The 24978-nt window shown below is 50.1% G+C and carries 14 protein-coding genes; 6 read left to right on the top strand and 8 right to left on the bottom strand.

Annotation, left to right across the window (positions count from 1 at the left end; translation table 11 throughout):
- Position 1: 1 nt before the first annotated feature.
- The 4 genes from AMR42_RS11250 to AMR42_RS11235 form a co-directional block, all read right to left on the bottom strand.
- Positions 2 to 5788 carry an AAA family ATPase gene (locus AMR42_RS11250; RefSeq protein WP_099533553.1) on the bottom strand — a complete coding sequence of 1929 codons (5787 nt, stop codon included), beginning with the start codon at positions 5786 to 5788 and terminating at the stop codon, positions 2 to 4.
- 138 nt (positions 5789 to 5926) lie between these two features.
- Positions 5927 to 12169 (bottom strand): AAA family ATPase, encoded by a 6243-nt coding sequence (locus tag AMR42_RS11245; protein ID WP_099533552.1) that lies wholly within the window; start codon positions 12167 to 12169, stop codon positions 5927 to 5929.
- Between the two features lie 358 nt (positions 12170 to 12527).
- Positions 12528 to 13019 (bottom strand): hypothetical protein, encoded by a 492-nt coding sequence (locus AMR42_RS11240; RefSeq protein ID WP_099533551.1) that lies wholly within the window; start codon positions 13017 to 13019, stop codon positions 12528 to 12530.
- Positions 13020 to 13110: 91 nt separating this feature from the next.
- Positions 13111 to 14445: a P-loop NTPase fold protein gene (locus AMR42_RS11235; protein WP_099533550.1), complete on the bottom strand. Its 1335-nt coding sequence runs from the start codon at positions 14443 to 14445 to the stop codon at positions 13111 to 13113.
- 362 nt (positions 14446 to 14807) lie between these two features.
- Between AMR42_RS11235 and AMR42_RS11230 the strand changes: the two genes are divergently transcribed.
- From AMR42_RS11230 to AMR42_RS11215, 4 genes are all read left to right on the top strand, one after another.
- Positions 14808 to 15701 (top strand): cell division protein FtsQ/DivIB, encoded by an 894-nt coding sequence (locus AMR42_RS11230; RefSeq protein WP_190355183.1) that lies wholly within the window; start codon positions 14808 to 14810, stop codon positions 15699 to 15701.
- Between the two features lie 250 nt (positions 15702 to 15951).
- Positions 15952 to 17229, top strand: coding sequence for a cell division protein FtsZ (ftsZ, locus tag AMR42_RS11225; RefSeq protein ID WP_099533548.1), 1278 nt, complete (start codon positions 15952 to 15954; stop codon positions 17227 to 17229).
- Positions 17230 to 17275: 46 nt separating this feature from the next.
- Complete coding sequence (gene thiD / locus AMR42_RS11220) at positions 17276 to 18100, top strand: bifunctional hydroxymethylpyrimidine kinase/phosphomethylpyrimidine kinase (RefSeq protein ID WP_099533547.1); 825 nt, start codon at positions 17276 to 17278, stop codon at positions 18098 to 18100.
- 422 nt (positions 18101 to 18522) lie between these two features.
- Positions 18523 to 19101, top strand: a complete 579-nt coding sequence (locus tag AMR42_RS11215) for a hypothetical protein (protein WP_158234452.1) — start codon at positions 18523 to 18525, stop codon at positions 19099 to 19101.
- A gap of 242 nt (positions 19102 to 19343) precedes the next feature.
- Here the strand turns inward: AMR42_RS11215 and AMR42_RS11210 are convergent, their stop codons facing one another.
- Entirely contained in the window at positions 19344 to 19796 is a 453-nt protein-coding gene (locus AMR42_RS11210; RefSeq protein WP_143473035.1) for a hypothetical protein, read from the bottom strand.
- On the opposite strand from AMR42_RS11210, the gene AMR42_RS19875 reads away from it, so the two are divergent.
- Positions 19795 to 19983 carry a hypothetical protein gene (locus tag AMR42_RS19875; RefSeq protein WP_143473034.1) on the top strand — a complete coding sequence of 63 codons (189 nt, stop codon included), beginning with the start codon at positions 19795 to 19797 and terminating at the stop codon, positions 19981 to 19983. The two genes, AMR42_RS11210 and AMR42_RS19875, sit on opposite strands and share 2 nt — an antisense overlap.
- Positions 19984 to 20187: 204 nt before the next feature.
- Here the strand turns inward: AMR42_RS19875 and gatB are convergent, their stop codons facing one another.
- Entirely contained in the window at positions 20188 to 21672 is a 1485-nt protein-coding gene (gene gatB, locus AMR42_RS11200) for an Asp-tRNA(Asn)/Glu-tRNA(Gln) amidotransferase subunit GatB (RefSeq protein WP_099533543.1), read from the bottom strand.
- A 467-nt stretch (positions 21673 to 22139) separates the two neighbouring features.
- Here gatB and AMR42_RS11195 point away from each other — a divergent pair, with 467 nt between their 5' ends.
- A complete protein-coding gene (locus AMR42_RS11195; RefSeq protein WP_099533542.1) occupies positions 22140 to 23588 on the top strand; it encodes a tol-pal system YbgF family protein in 1449 nt (482 codons plus the stop codon).
- Positions 23589 to 23659: 71 nt separating this feature from the next.
- On the opposite strand, the gene AMR42_RS11190 is transcribed toward AMR42_RS11195, so the two are convergent.
- Together AMR42_RS11190 and AMR42_RS11185 are read right to left on the bottom strand one after the other, a co-directional pair.
- Positions 23660 to 24088 carry a hypothetical protein gene (locus AMR42_RS11190; RefSeq protein ID WP_234406956.1) on the bottom strand — a complete coding sequence of 143 codons (429 nt, stop codon included), beginning with the start codon at positions 24086 to 24088 and terminating at the stop codon, positions 23660 to 23662.
- An 8-nt stretch (positions 24089 to 24096) separates the two neighbouring features.
- Complete coding sequence (locus AMR42_RS11185) at positions 24097 to 24948, bottom strand: segregation/condensation protein A (protein WP_099533541.1); 852 nt, start codon at positions 24946 to 24948, stop codon at positions 24097 to 24099.
- Positions 24949 to 24978: the final 30 nt, after the last annotated feature.

The raw sequence follows: 24978 nt of genomic DNA, 5'->3' as shown, positions 1-24978 counted from the left end.
CTTATGACTTGATTGGCAGTCGAATCAAAAATTCAGTGCCTTGTCCTAGCTCTGACTCAACGGTCAGACTGCCGCTATGTTTATCCACTACGATTTGTTGGGCGATCGCGAGACCCAACCCTGTGCCTTTACCTACGGATTTTGTGGTGAACAGATGGTCAAAGATTCTTGACTGCACTTCTGCATCCATCCCCTTCCCATTGTCCCGAATGGCAATCTGCACTTGGTTGTTTACCAGAGTTGTGCTGATGGTGATCTGTTGAGGATGCGCTTCTAATTCCTTGAACGATCGACCCTGGGCCAACTCATCAAACATATCGATCGCATTAGCCAGGATGTTCATAAATACCTGGTTGAGCTGTCCTGGGAAGCAATCGATCGGTGGTATTTCGCCATAGTTGGTAATCACCTCGATCGCCGGTCGATTAGCATTCGCCTTGAGGCGATATTTCAAAATCAGTAGGGTACTATCAATCCCTTCATGCAGGTTAGCGCTGACTTTATATTCCGTATCCGCACGGGAGAAAGTCCGCAAACTTGTACTAATCGACTTAATGCGATCGGTTGCCCCTTGCATTGAATTCAGGAGTTGGGGCAGATCTTCGCAAACATATTCCAAATCAATATCTTCAGCGTGATCTTGAATCGGAGGAGTGGGACTGGGATAATGCTGCTGATACAGGGCTAGATGTTCAAGCAAGTCCTGCACATGCTCTTTACCATTATTGATGCTGCCATTCAGGAAACCGATCGGGTTATTAATCTCGTGAGCAACCCCCGCTACTAGGTTCCCCAAAGAAGCCATCTTTTCGCTCTGAACCATCTGTAACTGAGCACTTTGTAGCTCTTGCAATGTATTTTCCAAATCTTGAGACTTTTGCTGAATAATAGCTTCTGCAGCCTTACGATCGCTGATATCTCGTATAATTCCTTGTAGCCCGATAGACTGGCCTTGGAGATTTTTAATAGGCGTTACATTGACTGTTACCCACAGATATTCTTTACCTTGGCATAGGTGTCGAAATTCTATATTTTTCTGGCTTTTGCCTGTTTCGAGTGCAGCCGTGGCTGATGCTGTCACTATTTCTATGTCATCAGGATGAACCAACTTAACAAAAGACTGCCCTACCCAGTCAGATAGCGATAATTTGAACATTGGTTCAAATTGAGGAGATAAATAAGTCAATGTACTATCTGCTAGAGCAGACCAAATCATGTCATCTGCTCCTTCTACTAATCTTCTAAACTTCGCTTCACTATTTTGTAGAGTTTGGTAGAGGTCAGCATTTCGTAAAGAAATAGCAGCTTGAGTGCAAAGGAAACTAAGCACTGCAACACGATCACTAGTAAATACACCACTAGTTGATTGATTTTCTAGATACAAAATAGCATGTAGACTCCCCTGATTCAGAACTGGTAAACATAAGACACTTTTAGGTTGATGATAATTTAGATAATTGCCAATCACTGGAAGATCAGTTTTGAGATCATCAACCATCACCGTCGTTGCAGTGTTCTTTACGTATTGAATAAGCTTCACAGGAACCGTTAGATTATTGTCTAGCAGTGCAGGCTGCAAAGTTACTTGCTCCAGGTCTGCTATTACCCGCACTTGCCACTGATTCTCTTCGCAAAGCATCAAAGCACATCGGTCTGCCCCAGAGTTCTCAAGCATTGTCTGAGCTAGTGTTTGTAGGAGTTCATCCAGAGCGATCGTGCTTGCAAAAGTCTGAGAAATTTGCAACAAGGTAGCCAAATCTAGCGATTGATTAATACTGCTAGAGGAGCTTTTTCGAGAAGTAGAATAAGCTGCATACCCTGGAGCATTAATGCTGGTTAGGGTTTCCAAAATAGTTAGAGATTGAATAGCAGTTTTTAAAATTGGTTGTAATAGTTGGGGGTAGCGCTGCTCTAAATCAGCAACTTTAGCTTTTGCACCCCAACGAGCATAGCAATAATAGGCTTCTTGCATATAGCTTGTAGCAACTTTCTCTTTACCCCAATTGAGATAGAATTTAGCAGCAATCTCATTGGCGAGAGCTTCCTCTTGGATATAGCCACTTTCTTTGGCGTTAGCAATTGCGCGATCATAGTAATCCATCGCTTCGTATATTTGCCCCAAAACTCGATGTTGCTCTGCTTCTACCAAATAAAACTTATGTAAATAATTGGTGGGTGCAGAATTTGACCATTTTTTTAGCAGATTTTGATTTTCAGCAACTCTTTGCAAATCCAAATTCTGAGCGCTAGATAATTTAGCAAGATAAGTTAATGAGTCATAGAAATGAAATAAGGGAACCATGAAGCAGCCCGATATTCCGCCGAGATATTGTTTAGCTTGTGTGGCAGCTGTGGTCGCAGATTCCCATTCGCCAAAAAGGTAACAGAGAATTAACTTATTCACGTAAAGGGTTCCCAACGCATAAAGATCATTAGCCTTTTGATGCAGAGGTAACATATTATTTTCGTCATAAATTTCACCCTGAATTTTCCAAGGATGCTCATTTTGCATCGCTAAGTTCATGATAGATTGATAGAAAATTTTTAAATAATTATGAGCTACTTCTTGTTTAATTTGCGCTAACGCTTGATTGTATAGTTGAATTTCTGGTTCTAGAGTTGACAAATCTTTGCCGAGAAAGTAGGAAAGCGAGCAATAATTATAAGCACAATAGGCAGCATATTCTAAAGTTCCTGTTTCCAGTCCACTGTAATATCCATCAAGTAAAGGAGCTAGAGAATTTTTAATGTGGTGCTTCCAGGGTTTTACAAATGGATAAACCATGTTGATAGTGCTGGCTTTAAATTCTCGGTTCTGAAAGCGCGATAGTAACCCCAGCGCAATTTCTCCAATGTGATTACCCAAGTCAATTTCTCCGGTAATACACAAAATTACTCCATACCAAGCAAAGGCTTGAGCCGACACAGCAGCGCTACCATACTGAACTGATAATTCAATTTGCTTACACACAATCAGTGGTAAAAGTTCAGGAACCGCTTGATAAACCGCTGCTGTAACAGTTGCTAAAATTCGCATTTGAGCGATGGCTTGTAAGTCAGTCATCTCTGGTAGCAACAATAAATCTGCTAAGTCTTTTTCTTTTAATAATTCCTGAGTCTGCTTTAGGCTGCGAGAAATATCAGCGGCATTAGGGTTTCCTGGAAACACTATGCCAAATAGCTCTAAAACACTAAGAGCAGTTTTGATAGCTTCAGGTTGTTTACTTTGTGCTACTTCGGCCAAAATTTTTACTTCATAGACTTTGGCTTTATCCAGCACATGACGCGCGTTTGTAACTACTTCGTCAACCAACTGCTGCATTTTTTCAAAATTGCTGACCAAACAAGTTACTTCTGCCGCTAAATTATATAGACTCAGCGTGATTTCATAATGCTGTTTCCAAGACTGTAAAGCAAGTAACTTTATCCCTTGGTCAGCATATTCAATAGCTGCAATATAAGCAGTAGAAAGTTTTGCTTTTCGTGCAGCTTTTAGATTCAATTTAGCTAGCTCTTCTCGTTCATCTTGAGACTTGATTAGGTCAGCTCCTTGATTTAACTGATTGACAACCTCAAAGATCCTCTCTTCTTGATCTACTGAATTTACTACACGAGCAAGAAGCTGCCCGATTTTTAGGTGTTTTACTTGCTTTTGATCATCGGGAATTAGAGAATAAGCTGCTTGTTGTACTCTATCGTGCAGAAATTTATAATTAATGATCTGCTGATTTTTTAGCGCACTTGATTCAATACTTTGACCGATGTAAAACTTGTAAACGTCACCAATGGGCACAATCAGTCCTTCTTGCAAAGCTCTCCACAGAAAAGTGGCTACTTCCGTTTGGGATTGCTCTGCCACGATCGCCAGGGTTGATAAATCAAACTGTGCGCCAATACAAGCTGCTAACTTCAAAACCTCTTGCGTCGCTGTCGGCAGTTTCTGTAACTGCAACGCCATAAATTCCACCACATCATCCGTCAGTGCCAGGGCATTGACTTGAGCAATGTCACATTGCCAATAGCCTTGGTCACGGTCAAAAACGATGTAACCATCTTCGTGAAGTGCTTTCAGAAATTGGGTTGTAAAGAAGGGATTCCCTTGGGTTTTACGATCGACCAGTTGAGTCAGTGGCTTTGATAGCTCTTGGCTGCATTTCAATGTATCCGCCACCAAGCAATTGGTATGCTCTAGGCTCAGTGGCAACAAAGTGATTGTATTAACGGTTAAGTTCGCTTTTTCCAATTCCCCGATCGTCAGCATCAGGGGATGAACTGGTGAAACTTCGTTATCTCGGTAAGCACCCAACATCAGCAGATAGCCACTGCTTTCCATGAGCACTTTCAGCAATTGCAACGAAGCAGAATCAGACCACTGCAAGTCATCCAAAAAGATTACGAGGGGGTGATTGGCAGTCGTGAAAACCTGAATAAACTTCTGAAACAGTAAGTTAAATCGATTCTGGGCTGCGCTTCCTGACAGTTCCGGAGCTACGGGCTGCTGACCAATGACCTGCTCTAGCTCTGGAATTACCTCAATCAAAACCTGGCCATTTTCACCAACAGCTTTGAGGATTTGAGCTTTCCATTCGGCTAGTTGACTGTCAGACTCTGAGAGCAGTTGACCCATCAGATCCCGCAAAGCTTGTACGAATGCTGATAGGGGAATGTTGCGATTAAATTGGTCGAACTTCCCTTTAATGAAGTAGCCTTTTTGCTGCGTGATTGGCTTATGCACTTCATTCACAACAGCCGTTTTCCCAATCCCTGAAAATCCCGCCACTAGCATCAGTTCTGACGCGCCTTGGGAAACTCGCTCAAAAGACTTGAGCAAAATCTGTACTTCACTCTCACGACCATAGAGCTTTTCAGGGATTAAGAAGCGATCGCTCAGATCCCGTTGTCCCAGTTTAAATGATGCAATGGTTCCTGTTGCTTCCCACTGGCTTAAGCATTGCTGCAAATCATGCTGAAGACCCAAGGCACTTTGATATCGATCCTCAGCATTTTTAGCCATCAGCTTGGCCACGATCGCCCCCACCATCTCAGGCACTGACGGGTTTACCTGATCCACGGGCTGTGTTGCTTTAGCGATATGGCAATGCAACAACTCTAAGGGATCGTCAGACTCAAAAGGCAATTGACCCGCCAATAGTTGATAGAGCGTCACGCCCAAGGCGTAGTAATCGGCTCGATAGTCAATGCCACGATTCATGCGCCCGGTTTGTTCGGGAGCCAGGTAGGCTAAAGTTCCCTCTAGAATGTTGGGATTCTGAATTTCTTGAGTTTCCTTGGGCAGCAAAGAAGCAATACTAAAGTCAATTAACTTTACTTCTTTCGATGCGGAATCAATCAGAATATTGGCGGGTTTAATATCTTTATGAATAACGCGCTGCTGATGCAGATCGTGCAGAATGGTGGTCAGTTGCAGGGCAATCTTGAGCACTTCAACCCAATTAAGCTCGTGCTGCTGTAGGTATTGATTAAGGGATACCCCTCCCCAATCTTCCATCACCAGCACATAGCCATTACCGAAGGGCTGAAGAGTCAGGGGATGAATAATGCCAGACAGATTGAGGTTTTTGGCGATCGCGTATTGATTCCGAAATTGCACCAGTTCGCCAAAGGTGGGATAGTCTGACAGCAGGATTTTCAACACCACCGATCGCTGATCCGCATCTTGGACAGCTCGATAGACAGCCGTTCGCGATCCCCAATAGAGTTGCTCCGTGATTGTGTAGCCACCAATTGCAGGTAATGGCTGGGATGAAGAGCTGGTGAGGGGGGACATGGATGTGGTTAAGAAGAAAACCTACTTTTCAGTATAAAGCTCCCTTCTGGTGATGCGGCAACCTTGAAGTGCCTAATATGACATGACTTACGGACGCAATTTATCTCGATATAACAGCTTAGTATTGCTTAATAGAACTTATGACTTGATTGGCAGTCGAATCAAAAATTCAGTGCCTTGTCCTAGCTCTGACTCAACGGTCAGGCTGCCACCGTGTTTATCCACTACGATTTGTTGGGCAATCGCGAGGCCCAACCCTGTGCCTTTACCTACGGATTTTGTGGTGAACAAGTGGTCAAAGATCCTGGATTGCACTTCTGCATTCATTCCCTTGCCATTGTCCCGAATGGCAATCTGCACTTGGTTGTTTACCAGAGTTGTGCTGATGGTGATCTGTTGAGGATATGCCTCTAATTCCTTGAACGATCGACCCTGGGCTAACTCATCAAACATATCGATCGCATTAGCCAGAATATTCATAAATACCTGGTTGAGCTGTCCTGGGAAGCAATCGATCGGTGGTATCTCACCATAGTTGGTAATCACCTCGATCGCCGGCCGATTAGCATTCGCCTTAAGCCGATATTTCAGAATCAGCAGCGTGCTATCAATCCCTTCATGCAGGTTGGCGCTGACTTTATACTCCGTATCGGCACGGGAAAAGGTGCGCAGGCTGGTGCTAATGCTTTTGATGCGATCGGTTGCCCCTTGCATTGAATTCAGGAGCTGAGGCAAATCTTCGCAAACATATTCCAAATCAATATCTTCAGCGTGATCTTGAATCGGAGAAGTGGGACTGGGATAATGCTGCTGATATAGGGCTAGATGTTCAAGCAAGTCTTGCACATGCTCTTTACCATTATTGATGCTGCCATTCAGGAAACCGATCGGGTTATTAATCTCGTGAGCAACCCCCGCTACTAGGTTCCCCAAAGAAGCCATCTTTTCGCTCTGAACCATCTGTAACTGAGCACTTTGTAGCTCTTGCAATGTATTTTCTAAATCTTGAGACTTTTGCTGAATTATGGCTTCTGCAGCTTTGCGATCACTAATATCTTCAACACTTGACCAAATGAACTGCTCGCCATGTCGCTCCACAAGAATCCCAGATAGCCGAACCGGAACAAGATGCCCATCCTTGTGGATATATTCCTTTTCATAGGGGCCATAGCGTCCAGTTGCTTGGAGGCGTTGCATCTGTAGTTGCTCCTGATCGGCATAAGATGCTGGGGTAATTTCAAAGTAAGTTAGTGTAGGAAGCTCATCAGTTGTTCGTCCTAAGATCTGGGCATAGGCAGGATTGCAATAGAGCAGTTGCCCATTCATTCTGCACAGCGCTAACCCAATCGATGCTTGATCAAAAAGTGTGCGGTGATAAGCCTCGCTCTCAATCAACGCAGCTTCAGCTTCCTTTCGATGGCTGATATCTAACAAGAGACCATCCCACACCAAAGCACCATCCGCCAGTTTTTCGATTCGTGCTTCTCCATGAATCCATTTAACTTTTCCAGATGGTGTAATAATTCGCCCTTCCCAGTGCCAAGGAGTTAAGGTTTGCACTGAATCAGCAATCGATTGACGATGTGATTCAGCATCTTCTGGATGCACCATATTCAAGAGGATTTGCACATCAGCGATCGCCTGTTCAGCCGTAACTTCATACAGGTCGTAACAAGCATTACTGATATATGGCATTGATACTGAGCCATCAGTTTTCATGAGGAACTGATACACCACCCCCGGAACGTTATCCACTAGATGATGGAAGCGAGATTGAGTAGTGTCTAATTCATGAAGAGATTGCTCTAGTTGTTGGCTATGTTCTTGAGATTGTTGATAGAGTCGCGCATTTTCCAGAGAAATTGCTGCTTGGGTGCAAAGGAAGTTAAGTACTGCAATGCGATCGCTCGTGAATACACCGCTGGTTGATCGATTTTCCAAATATAAAATAGCGTTTAAATTTCCTTGACTGAAAATTGGCAAGCACAATACGCTCTTAGGTTGATGTTGAACGAGGTAATCGTCAATTACAGGAAGCTCAGTCTTGAGATCATCAACCACCACTGTCATTGAAGTATTTTTTACGTAATGAATCAGTTTGATAGGAACCGTAGAGTTATCTTCTAACAGCACAGATTGCAGCACTATCTGTCCTGCATTTGCCATGACCCGAACTTGCCATCGATCATCCTCACAGAGCATTAAGGCACATCCATCTGCTCCGGAGTTTTCCAGCATGGCTTGGGTCAGATTTCTGAGAAGCTCATCTAGGGCGATCGTGCTGGCGAAAGTCTGAGAAATTTGCAGCAACGTAGCCAAATCTAGAGTCTGGTTGATATTGCTAGCAGAATGCGTGTGAGGCGTGGAATGAATTGAATAGACAGGAGCGGTAATACTCGAGAGAGTTTCTAAAATAGTTAAGCGCTGGTTGGCCGCCTGCAAAATAGGTTGCAATAACTGAGGATAACGTTTTTCTAGATCATCGATTTTGGCTTTTGCGCCCCAACGTGCATAGCAGTAATAGGCTTCTTGCATGTAGCCTGCGGCGAATTTTTCTTTACCCCAGTCAAGATAAAACTTAGCAGTAAGTTCATTGGCAAGAGCTTCGTGATGGGTCAACTGCTCCATTTTTGCTGCCAAAATCGCCTGCTCGTACAATTCAATTGCTTCTAGTTTTTGATTTTGAATGCGCGCAATTTCAGCAGAAACTAGCAAAAATTGATGTAGAAAGTTTTCGGGGCAACTGTCAGCCCAAGTCTGAATCTGTTGTTGGTGTGAGTCTATGACTTGCCAGTAACGCTGCTGATCTTGCTCAGAGGCACTTGGATAGATTGCCGTTAGAACCAATAAATAATAAAAATAATATTTAGTTACTGGAAAGAAACCAAAATTGGCTGCAATTTTATCTTGAACAATCTGACAGGCTTGCAGCGCTGCTTCATACTGCTCATAAGTGTAAAACAGCTGTGCTTTTGTATAGTAAAACCAATTCAAACCATGATCAAAGTTGTTTTCGCACCATTTGGTTACGCATAGATCTTCATCAAAAATGTCATCATTCAAACTGTGAATAGACTTGCCCTTACCCTGGAAGTTTTTAATCACTCGCTGTAATGCCAAAAAAGAAAGAAGCATATTAGAGTCGCCTGCCTCTCTCAAAGAATTTAGATATTTTTCAGCATCTTTTTCAACTTCTTGCAAATCTTCTCCAATCTCTAATTTTGTCCAAATAATAAAGAACAAAGCCCAAACACCATAGGTTAGATCACCACAATCTCTGCAACGTTGATAGGATTCCTGGTAAAGAGCAATGTTGGTTACAAAGGGGCGGTTGTAAGGATTGATTGAATGGCAAAACAAATTATTAACCTTGCCAACCAAGTCAGTTCGATTGAATTTTTCATTCAGCTTCAAAGCTACTTGAGCCAGTTCATAGGCTGTTGAGTAATTTTGATCAAATGCTAAGTTCATGGCATAGGTAACATAGCCAAAAGCAGAAAGACTAGTGTTACCGAATTCAAAGGACAATAATACAATTTTTAAAACAGTCAGTTGCAATAAATCAATATTGGCATCCAAGTAAGCTAAAGTCCATAAATCAACCAAAAGGCGCATGATAAAGTTTTGTGAAAGATCAGTTTGCACTGGATGATCATAAAGACTTGCAATATCAATGCTTGCCAAAAACTGCTGTACCTGTTGTTGGTCGTCAGAGATTAATTGTTGTAATTCATTGTCTTGTCTTGGAACTGATAATCCTAAAACTTCTAAGCCTTCTAGCCCCGCAGAAATTCCATTAGCAAAGTTATCCCCTTGAGTCATGCAAAGATTCATCAAAATTGAATAAAGCTTAGCTTGATCTAGGTTGATAGACGTATGCTGGAAAGCGATGTCTAAAAGTTGCTGGCTGGCTTGAAAGTTGCCATTCAAATATTCACATTCAGCACATTCCCGATACAGGGAAAAAGTCAGTTCATAGTTGGCTTCCCAGCCATCAATAGATAGCAGCTCGATTCCAAGGTTTAAGTGCTTAATTGCTGTGGCATGAGCATTAGATTTCTTTGCCTTTTCACCAGCCATTAGATTTAATTGAGCCAGCTTGTGCTTCCAGGATTGATCATTAGTTAAATCAATTCCTATATTTAAGTGATTGACAATATCAAAAACTGTGGCTTCTAATTCTTCCTCTGGCGTACTATTTAGTAGGAGTTGTCCAATTCTGAGATGGGTAGCTTGCTTTTGCTCTTCGGCAATCAAAGAATAAGCCGCTTGCTGCACTCGATCGTGCAGGAATCGATAGGCTGGATTGGCATGATTTTGAGCTTCAATCTGCTCAATTTCTTCAGACTGAAAAAACTTGTAAACCTGAGTGATCGGGATGATTAATCCTTCCTGCAAAGCTCTCCACAAGCAAGTGGCTGCTTCCGTTTGGGATTGCTCTGCCACAATCGCCAGGGTCTGCAAATCAAACTGTGCGCCAATGCAAGCTGCTAACTTCAAGATCTCTTGCGTCGCTGTCGGCAGTTTTTGCAACTGCAACGCCATAAATTCCACCACATCATCCGTCAGCGCCAGAGCATTGACCTGGGCAATATCACATTGCCAATAGCCTTGATCACGGTCAAAGACGATGTACCCATCTTCGTGAAGTGCCTTCAGAAATTGGGTCGTAAAGAAAGGATTCCCTTGGGTTTTACGATCGACCAGTTGAGTCAGCGGCTTTGATAGCTCTTGGCTGCATTTCAACGTATCCGCCACCAAGCAATTGGTATGCTCTAGGCTCAGTGGCAACAAAGTGATTGTATTAACGGTTAAGTTCGCTTTTTCCAATTCCCCGATCGTCAGCATCAGGGGATGAACTGGTGAAACTTCGTTATCCCGATAAGCACCCAACATCAGCAGATAGCCACTGCTTTCCATGAGCACTTTCAGCAATTGCAACGAAGCAGAATCAGACCACTGCAAGTCATCTAGAAAGATTACTAACGGATGGTTAATGGTCGTAAAAACCTGAATAAACTTCTGAAACAATAAATTAAATCGATTCTGGGCTGCGGTTCCTGACAGTTCCGGAGCTGCGGGCTGCTGACCAATGACCTGCTCTAACTCTGGAATTACCTCAATCAAAACCTGCCCATTTTCACCAACAGCTTTGAGGATTTGAGCTTTCCATTCGGCTAATTGACTGTCAGACTCTGAGAGCAGTTGACCCATCAGATCCCGCAAAGCTTGCACGAATGCTGACAGGGGAATGTTGCGATTAAATTGATCAAACTTTCCTTTAATGAAATAGCCTTTTTGCTGAGTGATGGGTTTATGAACTTCATTGACGACGGCAGTTTTCCCAATTCCCGAAAATCCCGCCACCAGCATCAGTTCTGATGCACCTTGGGAAACTCGCTCAAAAGACTTGAGTAAAATTTCAACTTCTGTTTCGCGACCATAGAGTTTTTCAGGGATCAAGAAACGATCGCTCAGATCCCGTTGTCCCAACTCAAATGCGGCAATCGTTCCTGTTGCTTCCCATTGGCTTAAGCATTGCTGCAAATCATGCTGAAGACCCAAGGCACTTTGATATCGATCCTCAGCATTTTTAGCCATCAGCTTGGCCACGATCGCCCCTACGATCCTGGGCACTGACGGATTCACCTGATCCACTGGTTGCGCTGTTTTGGCGATATGACAATGCAACAGCTCCAAGGGATCATTAGAGACAAAGGGAAGCGTATTCGCTATGGTTAGCAATTGATACAGGGTGACTCCTAGGGAATAGTAATCGGCCCGATAGTCAATGCCACGATTCATGCGCCCAGTTTGTTCGGGAGCCAGGTAGGCTAAAGTTCCCTCTAGAATGTTGGGATTTTGAATTTCTTGAGTTTCCTTGGGTAGCAAAGAAGCAATACTAAAGTCAATTAACTTTACTTCTTTCGATTCGGAATCAATCAGAATATTGGCAGGTTTAATATCTTTATGAATAACGCGCTGCTGATGCAGATCGTGCAGAATGGTGGTCAGTTGCAGCGCAATCTTGAGCACTTCGACCCAATTAAGCTGGTGCTGTTGTAGGTATTGATTGAGAGATAGTCCTCCCCAATCTTCCATCACCAGCACATAGCCATTACCGAAGGGCTGAAGATTTAGGGGATGAATAATGCCAGGTAAATTGAGGTTTTTGGCGATCGCGTATTGATTCCGAAATTGCACCAGTTCGCCAAAGGTGGGATAGTCCGACAGCAGGATTTTCAACACCACCGATCGCTGATCACCATCCTGGACAGCTCGATAGACAGCCGTTCGCGATCCTCTGTAGAGCTGCTCGGTGATTGTGTAGCCCGGAATATTGGGTATTGACTGTTCGGATACTCGAGTGGCAGTGGTCATAAGTGATACCAGGAGATCGGCTCAATCCATTCAAGACGCACGACAAATCCTCAAGCACTCGGCACTGCCAGGATATTGATTTAGTGTCTTAGGGCACTTAAGAGATCACTCAGCGATCACTCAGCAATGCGGCTCTATAAATTTTGCGTAAAATTAGGAAAATCTCGGGAATAGTAGAAAAGTGCTGCGTAGAAATTTTCCCAGCACTCAGCACTGACAAGGGACTGATCCAATGTCATGGGGTACCAAGGAGATCACCCAGCAGTATAGCTCTACAAATTTTGCGTAAAATCGGGAAAATCTAGGAAATTACAGGAAAATTCCGAAAAAAAATCCAACTTGTTGGAGCAGGAAAGCGCTAATTGCTCAACACTGAGGCGAGAGGCTGAGGCTGCTGCTCAAAGAAGCGAATGCTGGTGGGCGTGCGGTTTTTGAGATCGGGGGCGTAGCGGGCTAGGTGGCGCACTACCCGATCGTTCACCCACAAAATGATGGGAAACCGAAACTGATGAGTGAAGGCGTTGAAGGCCCGATTGGTGGCCACCAACAGATCATCCAGTTCTTCTAGGGTTTCCAGCCCAGTGACCACCAAAGCTTGAGGCGGGTGTTGGTGGCAAAGGTGTTGGATTGGTGACAAGAGCGATCGGGCGGAGGTGGGCAACTGCAAGCACCCGACCTCCAAGGACAGCATCTCGCGTAAGCGATTAGTGGCACAACGCTGAACCGTTGGATCGTTGCAGTGCGCCAGAATCAGGGCAAATTCTCCCTGCTGGTGCAACAGAGTTCTGGCCAAAATGGCAACAGATCGCTCATTGGCGTTGGCGAGACCGCCTGGAACTTTGGGGCCCATGGCTTAACGCTCCTCTTTGGGAACAGTCGCATGACTGCTACGTATTGCGCCTGGGTGGATGGGTTAGGCCCAGGCGGCGATCATCTGGGAGTTAGCGGTTTTGTTGCTGCCAAGCTTGAAACCAATCGGTTTCTTCGAGGGAAGGGTTGATGCCAAACCACCGTCCCTGGGCATCGCGGTACTCGTAAACAATTTGAGTCCGCAGCAGCATTTGGTAGCTGTCCTCGCCACGCACACTTTGTTCGCGGACAACCTGGAAAAGGCGCTCTCGCTCAATGTCATCGATCGACAGGGTGAGATCGTCCCGACTGTCGCGAATGGCGCGCTCCAAGTTCGCCCGAGCAAAGGGAGGGTCTTCCTGCTGTAGGCAGCGATAGAGTAATCCTAACAGGCTTCGGGGGTGACCACCACTGACCCGACAAAGACGATTTAGGGTTTCCAAGTCTTCAAAAACTTCGCTGACATGGCTGAGTGCTTCGGTGGGAGAAAGGTTTGGGAAAGCCCTCGCCAAAACAGCCGATCGCAAGGCTTCCATGCCTGGTTCAAAGGGTTCCCCATTCCGAGTCCGCACCGGAATCATTGACAATACTTTGGGAGCCAAACCGCCGCCTAAGCGGTTTTTCATCGCTTCGTATTCGTCAGCAAACATTAACGAAAGGGGAACGGTGTAGACCAAATGGCAATTAATTCGCCGGAGCTGAGCACCGCGATCGATAAATAAATATTCCGGTTGCCGCCGCCCGATCGAGGGTAAGGTGCGGCTATCCACCCGATCGAGGTTATCCACAATCACCACTAGGCCCTTCTTGCCGCGCCGCAGCAATTCTTGGGTGGCCCGCTGAATAATTTCCTCGTTAATGGCCCGCAGAATTCCCTCCGTTCGCGGTTCCAGGTATTGCCGCAATTGGCTGCGTAGTTTGGGATTGTCCTGGGTTTTAGCGGTAATTTTGGCGATTCCTAGGGAAACCTCCGCCTGAGCACCCAGCTCGATCGGGGTTTGCAGAAAATCTGAAACCTCTTGGAACAAATTGGCAAAATAGCTGGGTTTCAACTTAATGCCGACGGCATCTAAGTTTTCGCTGACCTGGCGAGTAATGGCCAACAAAATATCACTAATATCCACATCGGCCATGTCTAAGTCTTGGGTAGACTCGAAATAGACCACATGGAAATTCTCTTGCTCCAGTTCAGCTTTCAACCGCAAGAGTTCCGTGGATTTTCCACAGCCAATGTGTCCCGTAAAAAGCTGACAAGTGGGCACATCGGGAGAAATTCGGACGATCGTCCGTTTCAGCTCACCGATGATATTGCCACCGCGCACATTCGAGAAATCAATATAGTATTTTCGATCTTCCGGCTTGGCGAGATCGAGCGTATAGGAAGGATTACAGGCCTTAAAGAAGCGGGATATATCGTCAATTGCCATGGTACTGAGAAATATCGGCCAAAGAAAACAGCAACAATCGACTTGGACTAGGGCTACGATGCAACCATCATGACCAACCTAGCGATCAAAGTACAGGGACACCGGCATTCACCCTGAAATCTATTCCTGAAATCTTGTCCTGAAATCTTGAAATTGATTGAAGTTGTGCAGTTTGTCCTGGGTTGCTGCTGCGGTGGGCATGGCGAGCAGCGGCAACTATTCTAAAGGGCCCCATTTTGAATTGGGGTTGGGGGTCTTGGCCACTGAAGCTCAGGAGAAATCAGCAATCCCTTGCAGGAAGCCATTATTCAGGACACTATTCCAGACGCTATTACATAAAACAGATCAGTTAAATGGGCCAGATGTTTAACGGGCCAGATGACGGGCCGGATCCAGATCTGGATCCGCTTGTTCCCTTGTCTCGTCGCCACTTGGATCTGCGGCGATCGCACCTTCGCCGTCGTCGCCACTGGAAAATTGCGCGGCGGAGTTGGCGCTTGGTGGCAGTGGGGTTGGTGGCGATCGCAACGGCCAGCTTGGTTACGTCTGCCCCTTGGGTGATTCGGGGGCCCGAACAGGTGGACGTGTTGGGCAATCGGATGCTGAGCGATGATCACGTGCGATCGCTCCTGGGCATCAGCTATCCCCAATCTTTGTGGAAACTCCAGCCCCAAGTGATTGCCGCCAGTTTGCGGGCCAGGGGCCCCGTGGCCCATGCGGAAGTCACTCGCCAACTGTTGCCGCCCAAGTTGGTGGTGCAGGTCACGGAGTTGTTTCCGGTGGCTGTGATTGAGTCCACGGTTCCGGTGCAACGGGCTGGCGGCAACCCACGCGCCCAAATCGGTCTGATGGACAGCCAGGGCACTTGGATTGAGCTAGAGCGCTACCAAGCCATGCGCCCTGTTCCCCAATTGCCCGTGCTCAAGGCGATCGGGGACTATGGCACGATCCAACGGGAATGGGCTTTTATCTACCGTTGGCTGAGTCTGTCGCCCGTGGCCGTGCAGGTGGTGGATTGGCGCAACCCCCGATCGATCCGTTTGCAAACGGAATTGGGGCCCGTGGAATTGGGAACCTATGGGCGCGATCGCTGGGCCCAGCAAATGGCCCTCCTGGCGCGGATGCGATCGCTCCCGCAACAACTTGATCCCAGGCAAATTGATCACATTGATTTTCGGGATTTAGAGCGACCCGCCATCCAAATGCGATCCACCACTCTGGACAAGGGAGCACAACAACAGCTAAAACCACCCTAGTAACACTGTTGTTGCCTGAGCACATTGCCTGAGCACATTGCCCGAGCATTCCACCCGTTGATCGGATTTCCGCCTCAGCAACTTCCCCACACTCGTTTACGCCCCGGCCCCCTTGATCCAACAGCCGCCAGATTGCTGAGATAACTTTTTTCCAGCAACTTTCAGCAACTTACCCTATAGTTGTCTACAAATTCTGTAAATTCTGTCGGTTGGACAATCTAACCTTCGACCCTTTTAGCTTGCCAATCCCATGACGCTTAATGACCGCCTGGGGCCTGCCCAAGACAACCCAACCGCCTACGACTCCGCCGAGTACCCCCGTGGAGCCAGCGGAGCCTATGGAAGTGCTGGCCTGCCCCTCAGCAATATCGGTAGCGGCTTTAAGAATAATGGAGATGGCGGGATGCAGCCCGGTGAAACTGCCAAAGGAAGCGAGATCGTGCCAGGAAGCATCGCCCGTATTAAGGTCATTGGCGTAGGTGGTGGCGGCGGCAACGCTGTGAACCGCATGATTGCCAGCCAAATTTCCGGCATTGAGTTTTGGTCCATCAACACCGATGCCCAAGCCCTGACCCAATCGGCGGCCCAAAACCGCTTGCAAATTGGTCAAAAGCTAACCAAGGGGCTGGGGGCTGGCGGCAACCGCACCATTGGCAAAAGCGCCGCTGAAGAGTCCCGGGAAGAAATTGCCAACCTGGTGCAAAACACAGAATTGGTCTTCATTACGGCCGGCATGGGCGGCGGCACTGGAACCGGGGCCGCCCCGATCGTGGCGGAAATGGCGAAAGAAGCCGGTGCGCTGACGGTGGCAGTGGTGACCCGGCCCTTTAAGTTTGAAGGGCGGCGGCGGATGGCCCAAGCCGAAGAAGGCATTGCGGAACTGCAAGCCCAGGTGGACACCACGATCATCATCCCTAACGATCGCCTGTTGGCCGCCATTCCAGAACAAACCCCCGTCCAAGAAGCCTTCCAGTTTGCCGATGACGTGTTGCGGCAAGGGGTTCAGGGGATCTCTGATATCATCACCATTCCCGGTTTGGTGAATGTGGACTTTGCCGATGTGCGGGCAGTGATGGCCGATGCCGGTTCGGCGCTAATGGGCATTGGTATTGGTTCTGGTAAGTCCCGGGCCCGCGATGCGGCCAATGCGGCTATTTCCTCCCCGCTGCTCGAAGCCAGCATTGAAGGGGCCAAGGGTGTGGTCTTGAATATTACGGGCGGTCGCGATCTAACCCTCCATGAGGTGAATGCGGCCGCTGAAGCGATCTATGAAGTGGTTGACCCGAACGCCAACATCATCTTCGGCGCGGTGATTGATGAGCGACTGCAAGGGGAAATTTGCGTCACGGTCATTGCAACGGGCTTTTCGGCAGATTTGCCCCCCAGTCCGGCGGCGGGCCGCTTGGGCACTGGTTTACCGCGATCGACCCCCAAGCCCCTCCCAAACCCCACGGGCGACCAAAAGGGCAACAGCATGTTGGGTGGGCTAGATATTCCCGAGTTCCTGCAACGGCGGCGGAATCCCTAGGCTCCCCGATCCCACCCGATCTTGATCGTCCTAGATCATCTAGACCATGAGCCAGGGATTGCAGCCCCCGATCGCCCTGACCATTGCCGGTTCCGATAGCGGCGGTGGCGCGGGAATTCAAGCCGACTTAAAAACCTTCGCCATGCACTGTGTTCACGGTGCTTGTGCTTTAACCTGCGTGACGGCCCAAAACACCTTGGGGGTCACCAGGGTTGACCCATTGGCTCCGGCGGCGGTGGTGGCCCAAATTGATGCGGTGGCGATCGATTTAGGCATCGCAGCGGCCAAAACGGGCATGTTGCTGAATCGAGACATTATTTCGGCCGTGGTCGATCGGCTCACGGCCGACCCGTTACCGGCCTTGGTTGTGGATCCGGTGATGGTGTCCCGCACGGGGGCGCAGTTGATTGATGATGACGCGGTGGCACTGATGCGCGATCGGCTGTTGCCCTTGGCGACGGTGGCCACGCCCAATTGCTATGAGGCGCAATTATTGGCCGGACGGGCGATCGAGTCCTTGGCGGATTTGATCGCGGCGGCGAAAACCATTTGGCAGTTGGGGCCCCAGGCGGTGGTGGTGAAGGGGGGTGGTTTGCCGGGAGATTTACGGGGCGTGGATGTGTGGTTTGCGGGCGATGAACCGGTGGTGTTGCGAACGGAAACCGTGGACACCCCCCACACCCACGGCACGGGCTGTAGTTTGTCTGCGGCGATCGCAGCGAACTTGGCCTTGGGGCAAGCCCCCTTGGCGGCAACCCAGGCAGCCAAAACCTACGTCACGCAAGCATTGCGCCATGCTCTGGCGATCGGGCAAGGCCAGGGGCCAATCGGGCACTTTTTCCCATTGTTGAACGGTTGGTTGAACGGTTAATCGCCCCTGCATCGCACCCCGTGAATTCCTGACTACCGATCCCCAACCACCAATCCCTCACCGCGATCACACCCTCATTCCCCAATCCTGGAAGTTTTGAGCAGGAAATTGCCTGAACGCGCTGAATTTTCAGCAATCTCAGCTTCCTAGCGGGCGTGGGCAGATTTGACGACCGATCATCGGCCAGTTTCGCAGGCGACAATCAGCCCCTCCCCAGTCCGGAAGTCTGCTGCTTCGGTAGGAAGAGGAAAAAAGATGGTGACGATCGCTACGACCAGTGGTGAAAACACGGAAATTGGGCGATCGGGGACAGGCTGCTGCATGACTGAGATCGGTCTCCGTTTGCGATCGCCGTCGCCATCTGTGATTGCTAACCGAGTGAAACTAGAGATATCACAAGCATGATGGGCGATCGAGCAATGATGAGCACGCATTCCCCCAAATCTGGCCAGCGTCCAGAGGACAACGTGCGGGCGATCGCCGACGCGTTGGCCGTCTATCTCGCTTGGTCGTTTCGCAACAGTGTGACGCAGGTCAAAAAAACAACAACCGCTACCCCGGAAGTGCCCGCTGCGGGGCGGTCAGCTTCGGATTCCCAACCAGCAACCACGGTCGAAGCCATGGCCGACCAACCGCCAGCCGGTTTGGCCGACTCTGGGGCCCCGTCTGCAACTTCGGAGAACACTGAGGATGACTCAGTGAATTTACGGAGATTGACCCAGTTCGCGCAACCGGGCCCGGACGCGATCGAGCCAATTTCCTGCTCTGAGTCATCTTCTGAGTCACGGCCGACGGCTGAACTGCGGGCGGAAACGGAACCCTCCCGTCAATTGCCAGGGTTGACTGCGGCCATGACCACCACGGAAACCATGACCAGCGGCGTGAATTTCCAAAGTGAGCGATCAAGCACTGCCACTTCTGCTCAAGGATCGCCAGACTCCGATTGGGTAGATTTTTGGGCCGATCCTTGGGATACGGCTCTGGAACCGGGCATGGGTTAAACCAGTTCTCACTCGATCGCCTAGCGACAACCCTTGCAGCCGACTTTCACGGCCAAACCATTCTGAGCAACTAGTAGCATGACAGGCTGAATACATTGGGTCAAAGTTGCGGAGCCAGTCGTGGTAACAAGGGGCTTAAGCCCCTTGCTGATTAACGATCAGGCGACGGTAACAGCCATGTGATTTAACCCAGCGAATTAAGGCAGCCATGCTAATAGGGCGAATTTTCTGAACCGACCGCCCTAAACCAGCCAGCCCGTTTCGTCATCATTACTCTTGCGCGGGTCGATCGGGCCCGAGACCGAACGGCGCGGCGGCAATCGGCGCGGGGTCGGTGCATTGGGACGAGTCAGGGGCTTCGGCAGGTTGCGATCGTTCATCGGGTCGATCGGGGCGGGGGCAACCGGCGGAGCCAAATTCAGAATGCGGGGTTTGCTGCGGCGCTCCGGCACGATCGGGGCTGCCAACTTAGCTGGCAATTGTGGTGGTGTGCTGGCGGGGAGGCTACGGCTAGCGATCGCCGGGGCCGCAGGTTCCGCTTGCTGAGCTAACCACAACCGCAACCCATCCTCGATCGCATTTCCAGGTGCATCGGTCAGTTCCAACACCCGATTGATCAAGGTCGGATCCAAGAAAACCGTATATTGCTCGCGATGTTGGCTGGACTGACCGGATGGGGCGGATGGTGCAGACATGGAAAGCGTAGCGATCGGGTGGGCAAATAACTCAATCCATTGTCGCCTGTTTTGGGGCCGATCGCCCATTGACCTGGGGCCCAACCAATCCCGAGTGGACGATCGGCGGGTCAACCTCACTCGGGCAGACGACAGCCACCGATCGGCCACTAGCAGGCAGGTAACAAGCCATGGGGGCGGCAATTGACTGGGCCAAATGGCTTGGGAAATTGGTCGAGCAAGATTGGGTAGAAATTCGGCAAAAAATTGACAAAAAAAAGGAGAGTCGTTGCGGACTCTCCCAGTCATCAGGGTGCATCTACTTAGCACAGTATAACAGCAGGAGGGCGAGGGGTGTCACCCCCCTTTTTGAAATTTTGATGAATTCTTGGAAACCCAGCCGGCCGATCGCCTAGCCATTCAGCAACTCCTCCAGCAATTGGTTCGTGAGCTTCGGATCCACGCGGCCGCCGCTCTCTCTCATCAGTTGCCCCACAAAGAAGCCCTTCAGCTTGGTTTTTCCAGCGCGATATTGTTCCAGTTCCGCCGGATGGGCCGCCAAAACCTTTTTGATTAGGGCCTTGATCACCCCTTGGTCAGAAATTTGCACCAACCCCTTGAGATTGACCAGGGCCTTGGGCGAGCCACCCTCCGTTAGCAGCTCCGGCAGAATGTCCTTGGCGATTTTGCCGCTGATGGTTCCATTCACAATTAACCCCACCAACTCTGCCAACTCCGCCGGTTTTAGGGCCAAGTTTTCGATCGACTGTTTTTCGTTCCTCAGCCAAGCGGCAATATCGCCCATGATCCAATTCGCCGCCTGTTTTGCATCACCCCCAGCGGTCACCGTGGCTTCAAAATATTCCGCCACCGCCCGCTCATCGGTCAGCACCTGGGCATCGTAGGCCGACAGCCCCAACTCCGTTTCATAGCGATGGCGCTTTTGGGCAGGCAACTCCGGTAACTCCTCACGCCAAGATTCCCGTTGCTCTTCCGACACCACGATCGGGGTGAGATCCGGCTCTGGGAAATAGCGATAGTCGCTGGAGCCTTCCTTAGAGCGCATGGAAATGGTGCGTTGGCTGCCCTCTTCCCAAAGACGGGTTTCTTGGACGATCGGCTCGCCGGTTGCGATCGCCTCAATTTGGCGCTCAATTTCGTACTCGATCGCCCGCTGAATCGCGTTGAACGAGTTCATATTTTTGATTTCAACCTTCGTGCCAAAGGCCTTTTGGCCCACCGGTCGCACCGACACATTCACATCACAGCGCAGGGAACCCTCCTGCATGTTGCCGTCACTGATGCCCAAATAGCGCACAATACGGCGCAGTTCCTTGGCATATTCCGCCGCCTCTTGGCCCGTGCGAATATCCGGCTCCGAAACGATTTCCACCAGCGGCACACCGGCTCGGTTGTAGTCCACCAGGGAATAGGCTGACCCGGCCAGGCGATCGGCCCCCGCATGAACCAACTTGCCCGCGTCTTCTTCCATGTGCAAACGGGTGATGCCAATCCGTTTGCGGGTGGCGTTCCCTTGCTTGTCCACAATTTCAATTTCCAGCCAGCCATGCTCCGCGATCGGCAGGTCGTATTGGGAAATTTGATAATTTTTGGGCAAGTCGGGATAGAAATATTGCTTGCGATCGAACTTGCTGTAGGGGGCGATCTGACAATTGAGCGCCAAGCCCGCCTTCACCGCATATTCCAACACCTTTTGATTCAGCACCGGCAGCGTGCCCGGCAACCCCAAGCACACCGGATCCACGTGGGTGTTGGGATCGGCTCCAAACTCCGTGGAACTGCTACAGAAAATTTTGCTTTCCGTGCTCAGTTGGCAGTGGGTCTCGAGACCAATGACGGCTTCGTATTCGGTCTTGGCAGGCGCGGCAACGGTCATATGCTTGGCTGAACTTGCTGTGAGTGACGGATGAGAAGTTAATGAACCGAAAGTGCATGAACCAGAGTTGAATGAACCCAGAGGAACTGAGTCCGGCTGAATCAGAAGACCGATTCAGTAGACCGATTCAGTGTCCATGGCCCATGGCCCGTCCAGTATTCCTACTGTGGGTCTTTGAGCGCGATCGGCCTAGAATCCCGAGAGGGCCCCAGTTGGCATGATTGAAAGGGTGAATCAACCGTTGAGCCAGTGGCCAAATCAACTAGCCAGACCATCACCCGATCAAAAACCCGATCAAAGCGCTCGGACTTCATTCTATCGCTAGCGATCGCCCGGCCCCGGTTGGAAGCAAAACTTTTGACGGTTGACCGGGCCATCGACCGGGCGCTTGACCTAGTAATTTTGACTGGCTTTTTGACTGGAATTCATTTCCAGGATTCAACAACTCAAGGATTCAATAACGGAGGGTGGCCGTGCAACGCAAGGGGCAAATCCTGATTGGGCTGTTGGGAGTGTTGGGGGTGTTGGCGGTTGCGGGGCTGGGTCTGGAGTGGTGGCTGCGTAGTGACCCGATTTTGAGGGCAGCGCGATCGGCCTATGACCAAGCCAACTGTGCCGCCGCAATCCCTCGGTTTCAGCAGGTAGCCGATCGATCCACTCCGGACGATCGAGACCCAACGGCCGTGGAAAGTCGCTATCGATTAGCGGAATGTCAGCTTTATCAAACCGCTGAACAGGCCCAAAAGGCTCGCCAATTGAACAAGGCGTTTGGAGCCTATGTGCAATTTGCCAAGATTTATCCCCACAGTGCGCTAATTGGCGCGGTGCGGGCTAATGTGCGCCGAATTTTGGATCGCACCAGTCCGGGCAGCCTAGCCAGTCCGGAAGCTTGCCGAGGGTTAACCATCCTGCTCGATCGGGCCGTGGTCAGTGCCGAGCACCCCAGCGCACCGCTGTTGTTGTTGACCTGTGGGCGGCTGTTTACCCAACGGGCTGAATATGCCCGGGCTGTCCATACCTATGTGGCTCTGGAAATTCACTATCCCGATCATCCCGTGATGGAACTGTTTCCGGAGGAGCTGGCCCAAGTGCTGCGGTTGGGGCAATTTTCGGAATCTTCGGTGCGCAATATCTATCAGGTGATTGAGCAACGGGATTTGGATCGACTGAATTGGACAGCCCGCCCGGAACCGGATACGGACTGGATGATGGCGAATCCGCGCTCTTGGGAATTGGTGCAACAGTGGCTGGCCAATCCGGAATCTTGGCTGATTCTGGGAGGCGGGGCGGTGGGTTTGGGGTTGGGGCTGGCGGCCAGTCGCTGGTGGCGGAACCGATCGCCCCGGCCCCGGCGATCGATTCGCCCCGCCGCGTCCCCTCGGCCCAAGAGAGATCGCCCCGCTAGGGCCACGACAACTGCTCAACCCCGTGGCATCAACCTCACCAATGGGCAATATCGCCTTGGTAAGCAATCGCTCGATCACCTACACTCTGACCGGCCCACTCAGCCCCAGGCTACTGCGTCACCGCCAACGGCACAAACAACGCAGCACCTAAGCAGCACCAACCCAGAAAGCCTTCATTCCAAACCTGGTCAATATCGCTTCGATCAGTTAGCCCTCAAGCGCCAACAGCGCTCACAGAGAGCGCGTCAGGCAAAGCACCAGCCTCCAACCAATAGCAACAAACGGCCCAATAACAACAAACAGCCTCCCCATTCACCTCATCGTCGCCCAGCGGCCGCACCCCGCCGCCGTCCCAGCCAATCCCTGGAAAGGCAATTGCTCCTGATGGTGCAACAAAACCGGCCCACGGCTGAACGGTTGGTTGATCTGGAGCGAGCGCGCGTGCCCGACCAATCGGAGGATTGGTACTGGCAAGCGGCGATCGAGCGGCTCATTCGCGATCGGCGCTAATCAATTGCTGCTAATCAATTGCTGCTAACCAATTGTTCCTAACCAATCGTTGCTAACCCAACCAGGAATCTTTAGGGTTGAACCGGGCGATCGCGATTGGCCAACCACCAACCCAGCCCAATGCCCAGAAAGCTGCAAACCAAATCCACCCCACTAAAGGTGCGATTAGGGGACAGGCTTTGTAACCATTCTTCCGCCGCCGTCCAAATTGCAAAGCCCAAGGGAAACAGAGGCCAAGCGCGGCCGCCCAGGCGGATGGTTTTCCAGCGGCTGAAGCGGTGGCCCAGGTAGCTGCCCATGGCGTAGAGGATGATGTGACCGGGGATGTCGTAGTGGGGAATTTTGCCTAAAAAACTGGGCAAATTTCCCGTGTAGGCCAGCCAAAGAATGCCGCAAAACAACAGGCCATAGAAGGGAGCCAGCCATCGCATCCAATCCACACGGGGCGATCGGGCGGCGGGCGTGGGGTCGGGTTCGCTGGGGCGATCAAGCGGTGACATAGGTGGAGTTAAGGGTCTGGAATGGGCGGCAAAGGATCCGGCAGCGATCGCACCCGCAGGTCTTGATAAAACTCCGTTTGATCCAATTCCACCTTCGATTGGGATGCCAGCAGCAGCAACGCCCAAAAGGCCCCTGCCCGATCGCTTTTGGTGGGTTGGTCACTGAGCAGCTCACCTTGACCCATTGACCCATGATGCGCGATCGTCAGCGGAATTGCCTGGGGGCCCGTGCGGGGGACTTGAGCGACCAATTCATCAAAACTCAGCCATCGATCGCCAAAGGGGCGCAAAAATGCCGCCAAGGCCTCCGAAACTTCCCCTAGGTTTTCTTGGTGCGCCAGTTGCTGCACCGCGCGCATTTTTTGACGGCGATTGGGGCGGCGGGTTTTGCGGGGGCGGGCCGGTTGGGTGGCCAACAGGCTGGCCACCTGCTGCAATTGCTCAATCATGTCGCCCAAGGACACGCGCCGCTGGCCGGTTTGGGGAGCCACGCCGCGCCGCTTCAGGCATTGTTCCAAATGCAGGGGCAACCGACCACGGGCGATCGCCTCAATGGCAGCTTCCGCTTCTTCTTCCCAATCATCGCCCTCCGTCAGCGGTGGAAATTCGGCCAGGGTCAACCGGTTCGCCTTAATCAACACCAACAGGGCCGCCGAAACAAAGGCCTGAGCCGATCGAGACAGATGCACATCGTAGGCCGCCTTACCCATTTGGCTTGCCACCGGTTCGATTGCCCGTTGCAGTTGATCCAAGTACCGATCCAACACCTCCACGGCCCGCACATCCCACGGGTCGATCGACCCCTGTTCCGCCATTTCAATCAATGAGGCGATCGTTTCTTGGATGACTAATCCAGCCATAGGTGACGGTGGAGAAGGGGCGTGGAAATA

This window comes from Limnothrix sp. PR1529 (assembly GCF_002742025.1).
Classification (GTDB): Bacteria; Cyanobacteriota; Cyanobacteriia; order CACIAM-69d; family CACIAM-69d; genus CACIAM-69d.
The sequence above is the reverse complement of the archived record's forward strand: the minus strand, read 5'-3'. Positions and strand labels throughout refer to the sequence as shown.

Excerpts from the sequence above, each read along its gene's own strand:
- AMR42_RS11250 (WP_099533553.1), bottom strand. The coding sequence starts at position 5,788 with ATGTCCCCCCTCACCAGCTCTTCATCCCAGCCATTACCTGCAATTGGT.
- AMR42_RS11245 (WP_099533552.1), bottom strand. The coding sequence starts at position 12,169 with ATGACCACTGCCACTCGAGTATCCGAACAGTCAATACCCAATATTCCG.
- AMR42_RS11240 (WP_099533551.1), bottom strand. The coding sequence starts at position 13,019 with ATGGGCCCCAAAGTTCCAGGCGGTCTCGCCAACGCCAATGAGCGATCT.
- AMR42_RS11235 (WP_099533550.1), bottom strand. The coding sequence starts at position 14,445 with ATGGCAATTGACGATATATCCCGCTTCTTTAAGGCCTGTAATCCTTCC.
- AMR42_RS11230 (WP_190355183.1), top strand. The coding sequence starts at position 14,808 with ATGTTTAACGGGCCAGATGACGGGCCGGATCCAGATCTGGATCCGCTT.
- ftsZ (WP_099533548.1), top strand. The coding sequence starts at position 15,952 with ATGACGCTTAATGACCGCCTGGGGCCTGCCCAAGACAACCCAACCGCC.
- thiD (WP_099533547.1), top strand. The coding sequence starts at position 17,276 with ATGAGCCAGGGATTGCAGCCCCCGATCGCCCTGACCATTGCCGGTTCC.
- AMR42_RS11215 (WP_158234452.1), top strand. The coding sequence starts at position 18,523 with ATGAGCACGCATTCCCCCAAATCTGGCCAGCGTCCAGAGGACAACGTG.
- AMR42_RS19875 (WP_143473034.1), top strand. The coding sequence starts at position 19,795 with ATGGAAAGCGTAGCGATCGGGTGGGCAAATAACTCAATCCATTGTCGC.
- AMR42_RS11210 (WP_143473035.1), bottom strand. The coding sequence starts at position 19,796 with ATGTCTGCACCATCCGCCCCATCCGGTCAGTCCAGCCAACATCGCGAG.
- gatB (WP_099533543.1), bottom strand. The coding sequence starts at position 21,672 with ATGACCGTTGCCGCGCCTGCCAAGACCGAATACGAAGCCGTCATTGGT.
- AMR42_RS11190 (WP_234406956.1), bottom strand. The coding sequence starts at position 24,088 with ATGTCACCGCTTGATCGCCCCAGCGAACCCGACCCCACGCCCGCCGCC.
- AMR42_RS11185 (WP_099533541.1), bottom strand. The coding sequence starts at position 24,948 with ATGGCTGGATTAGTCATCCAAGAAACGATCGCCTCATTGATTGAAATG.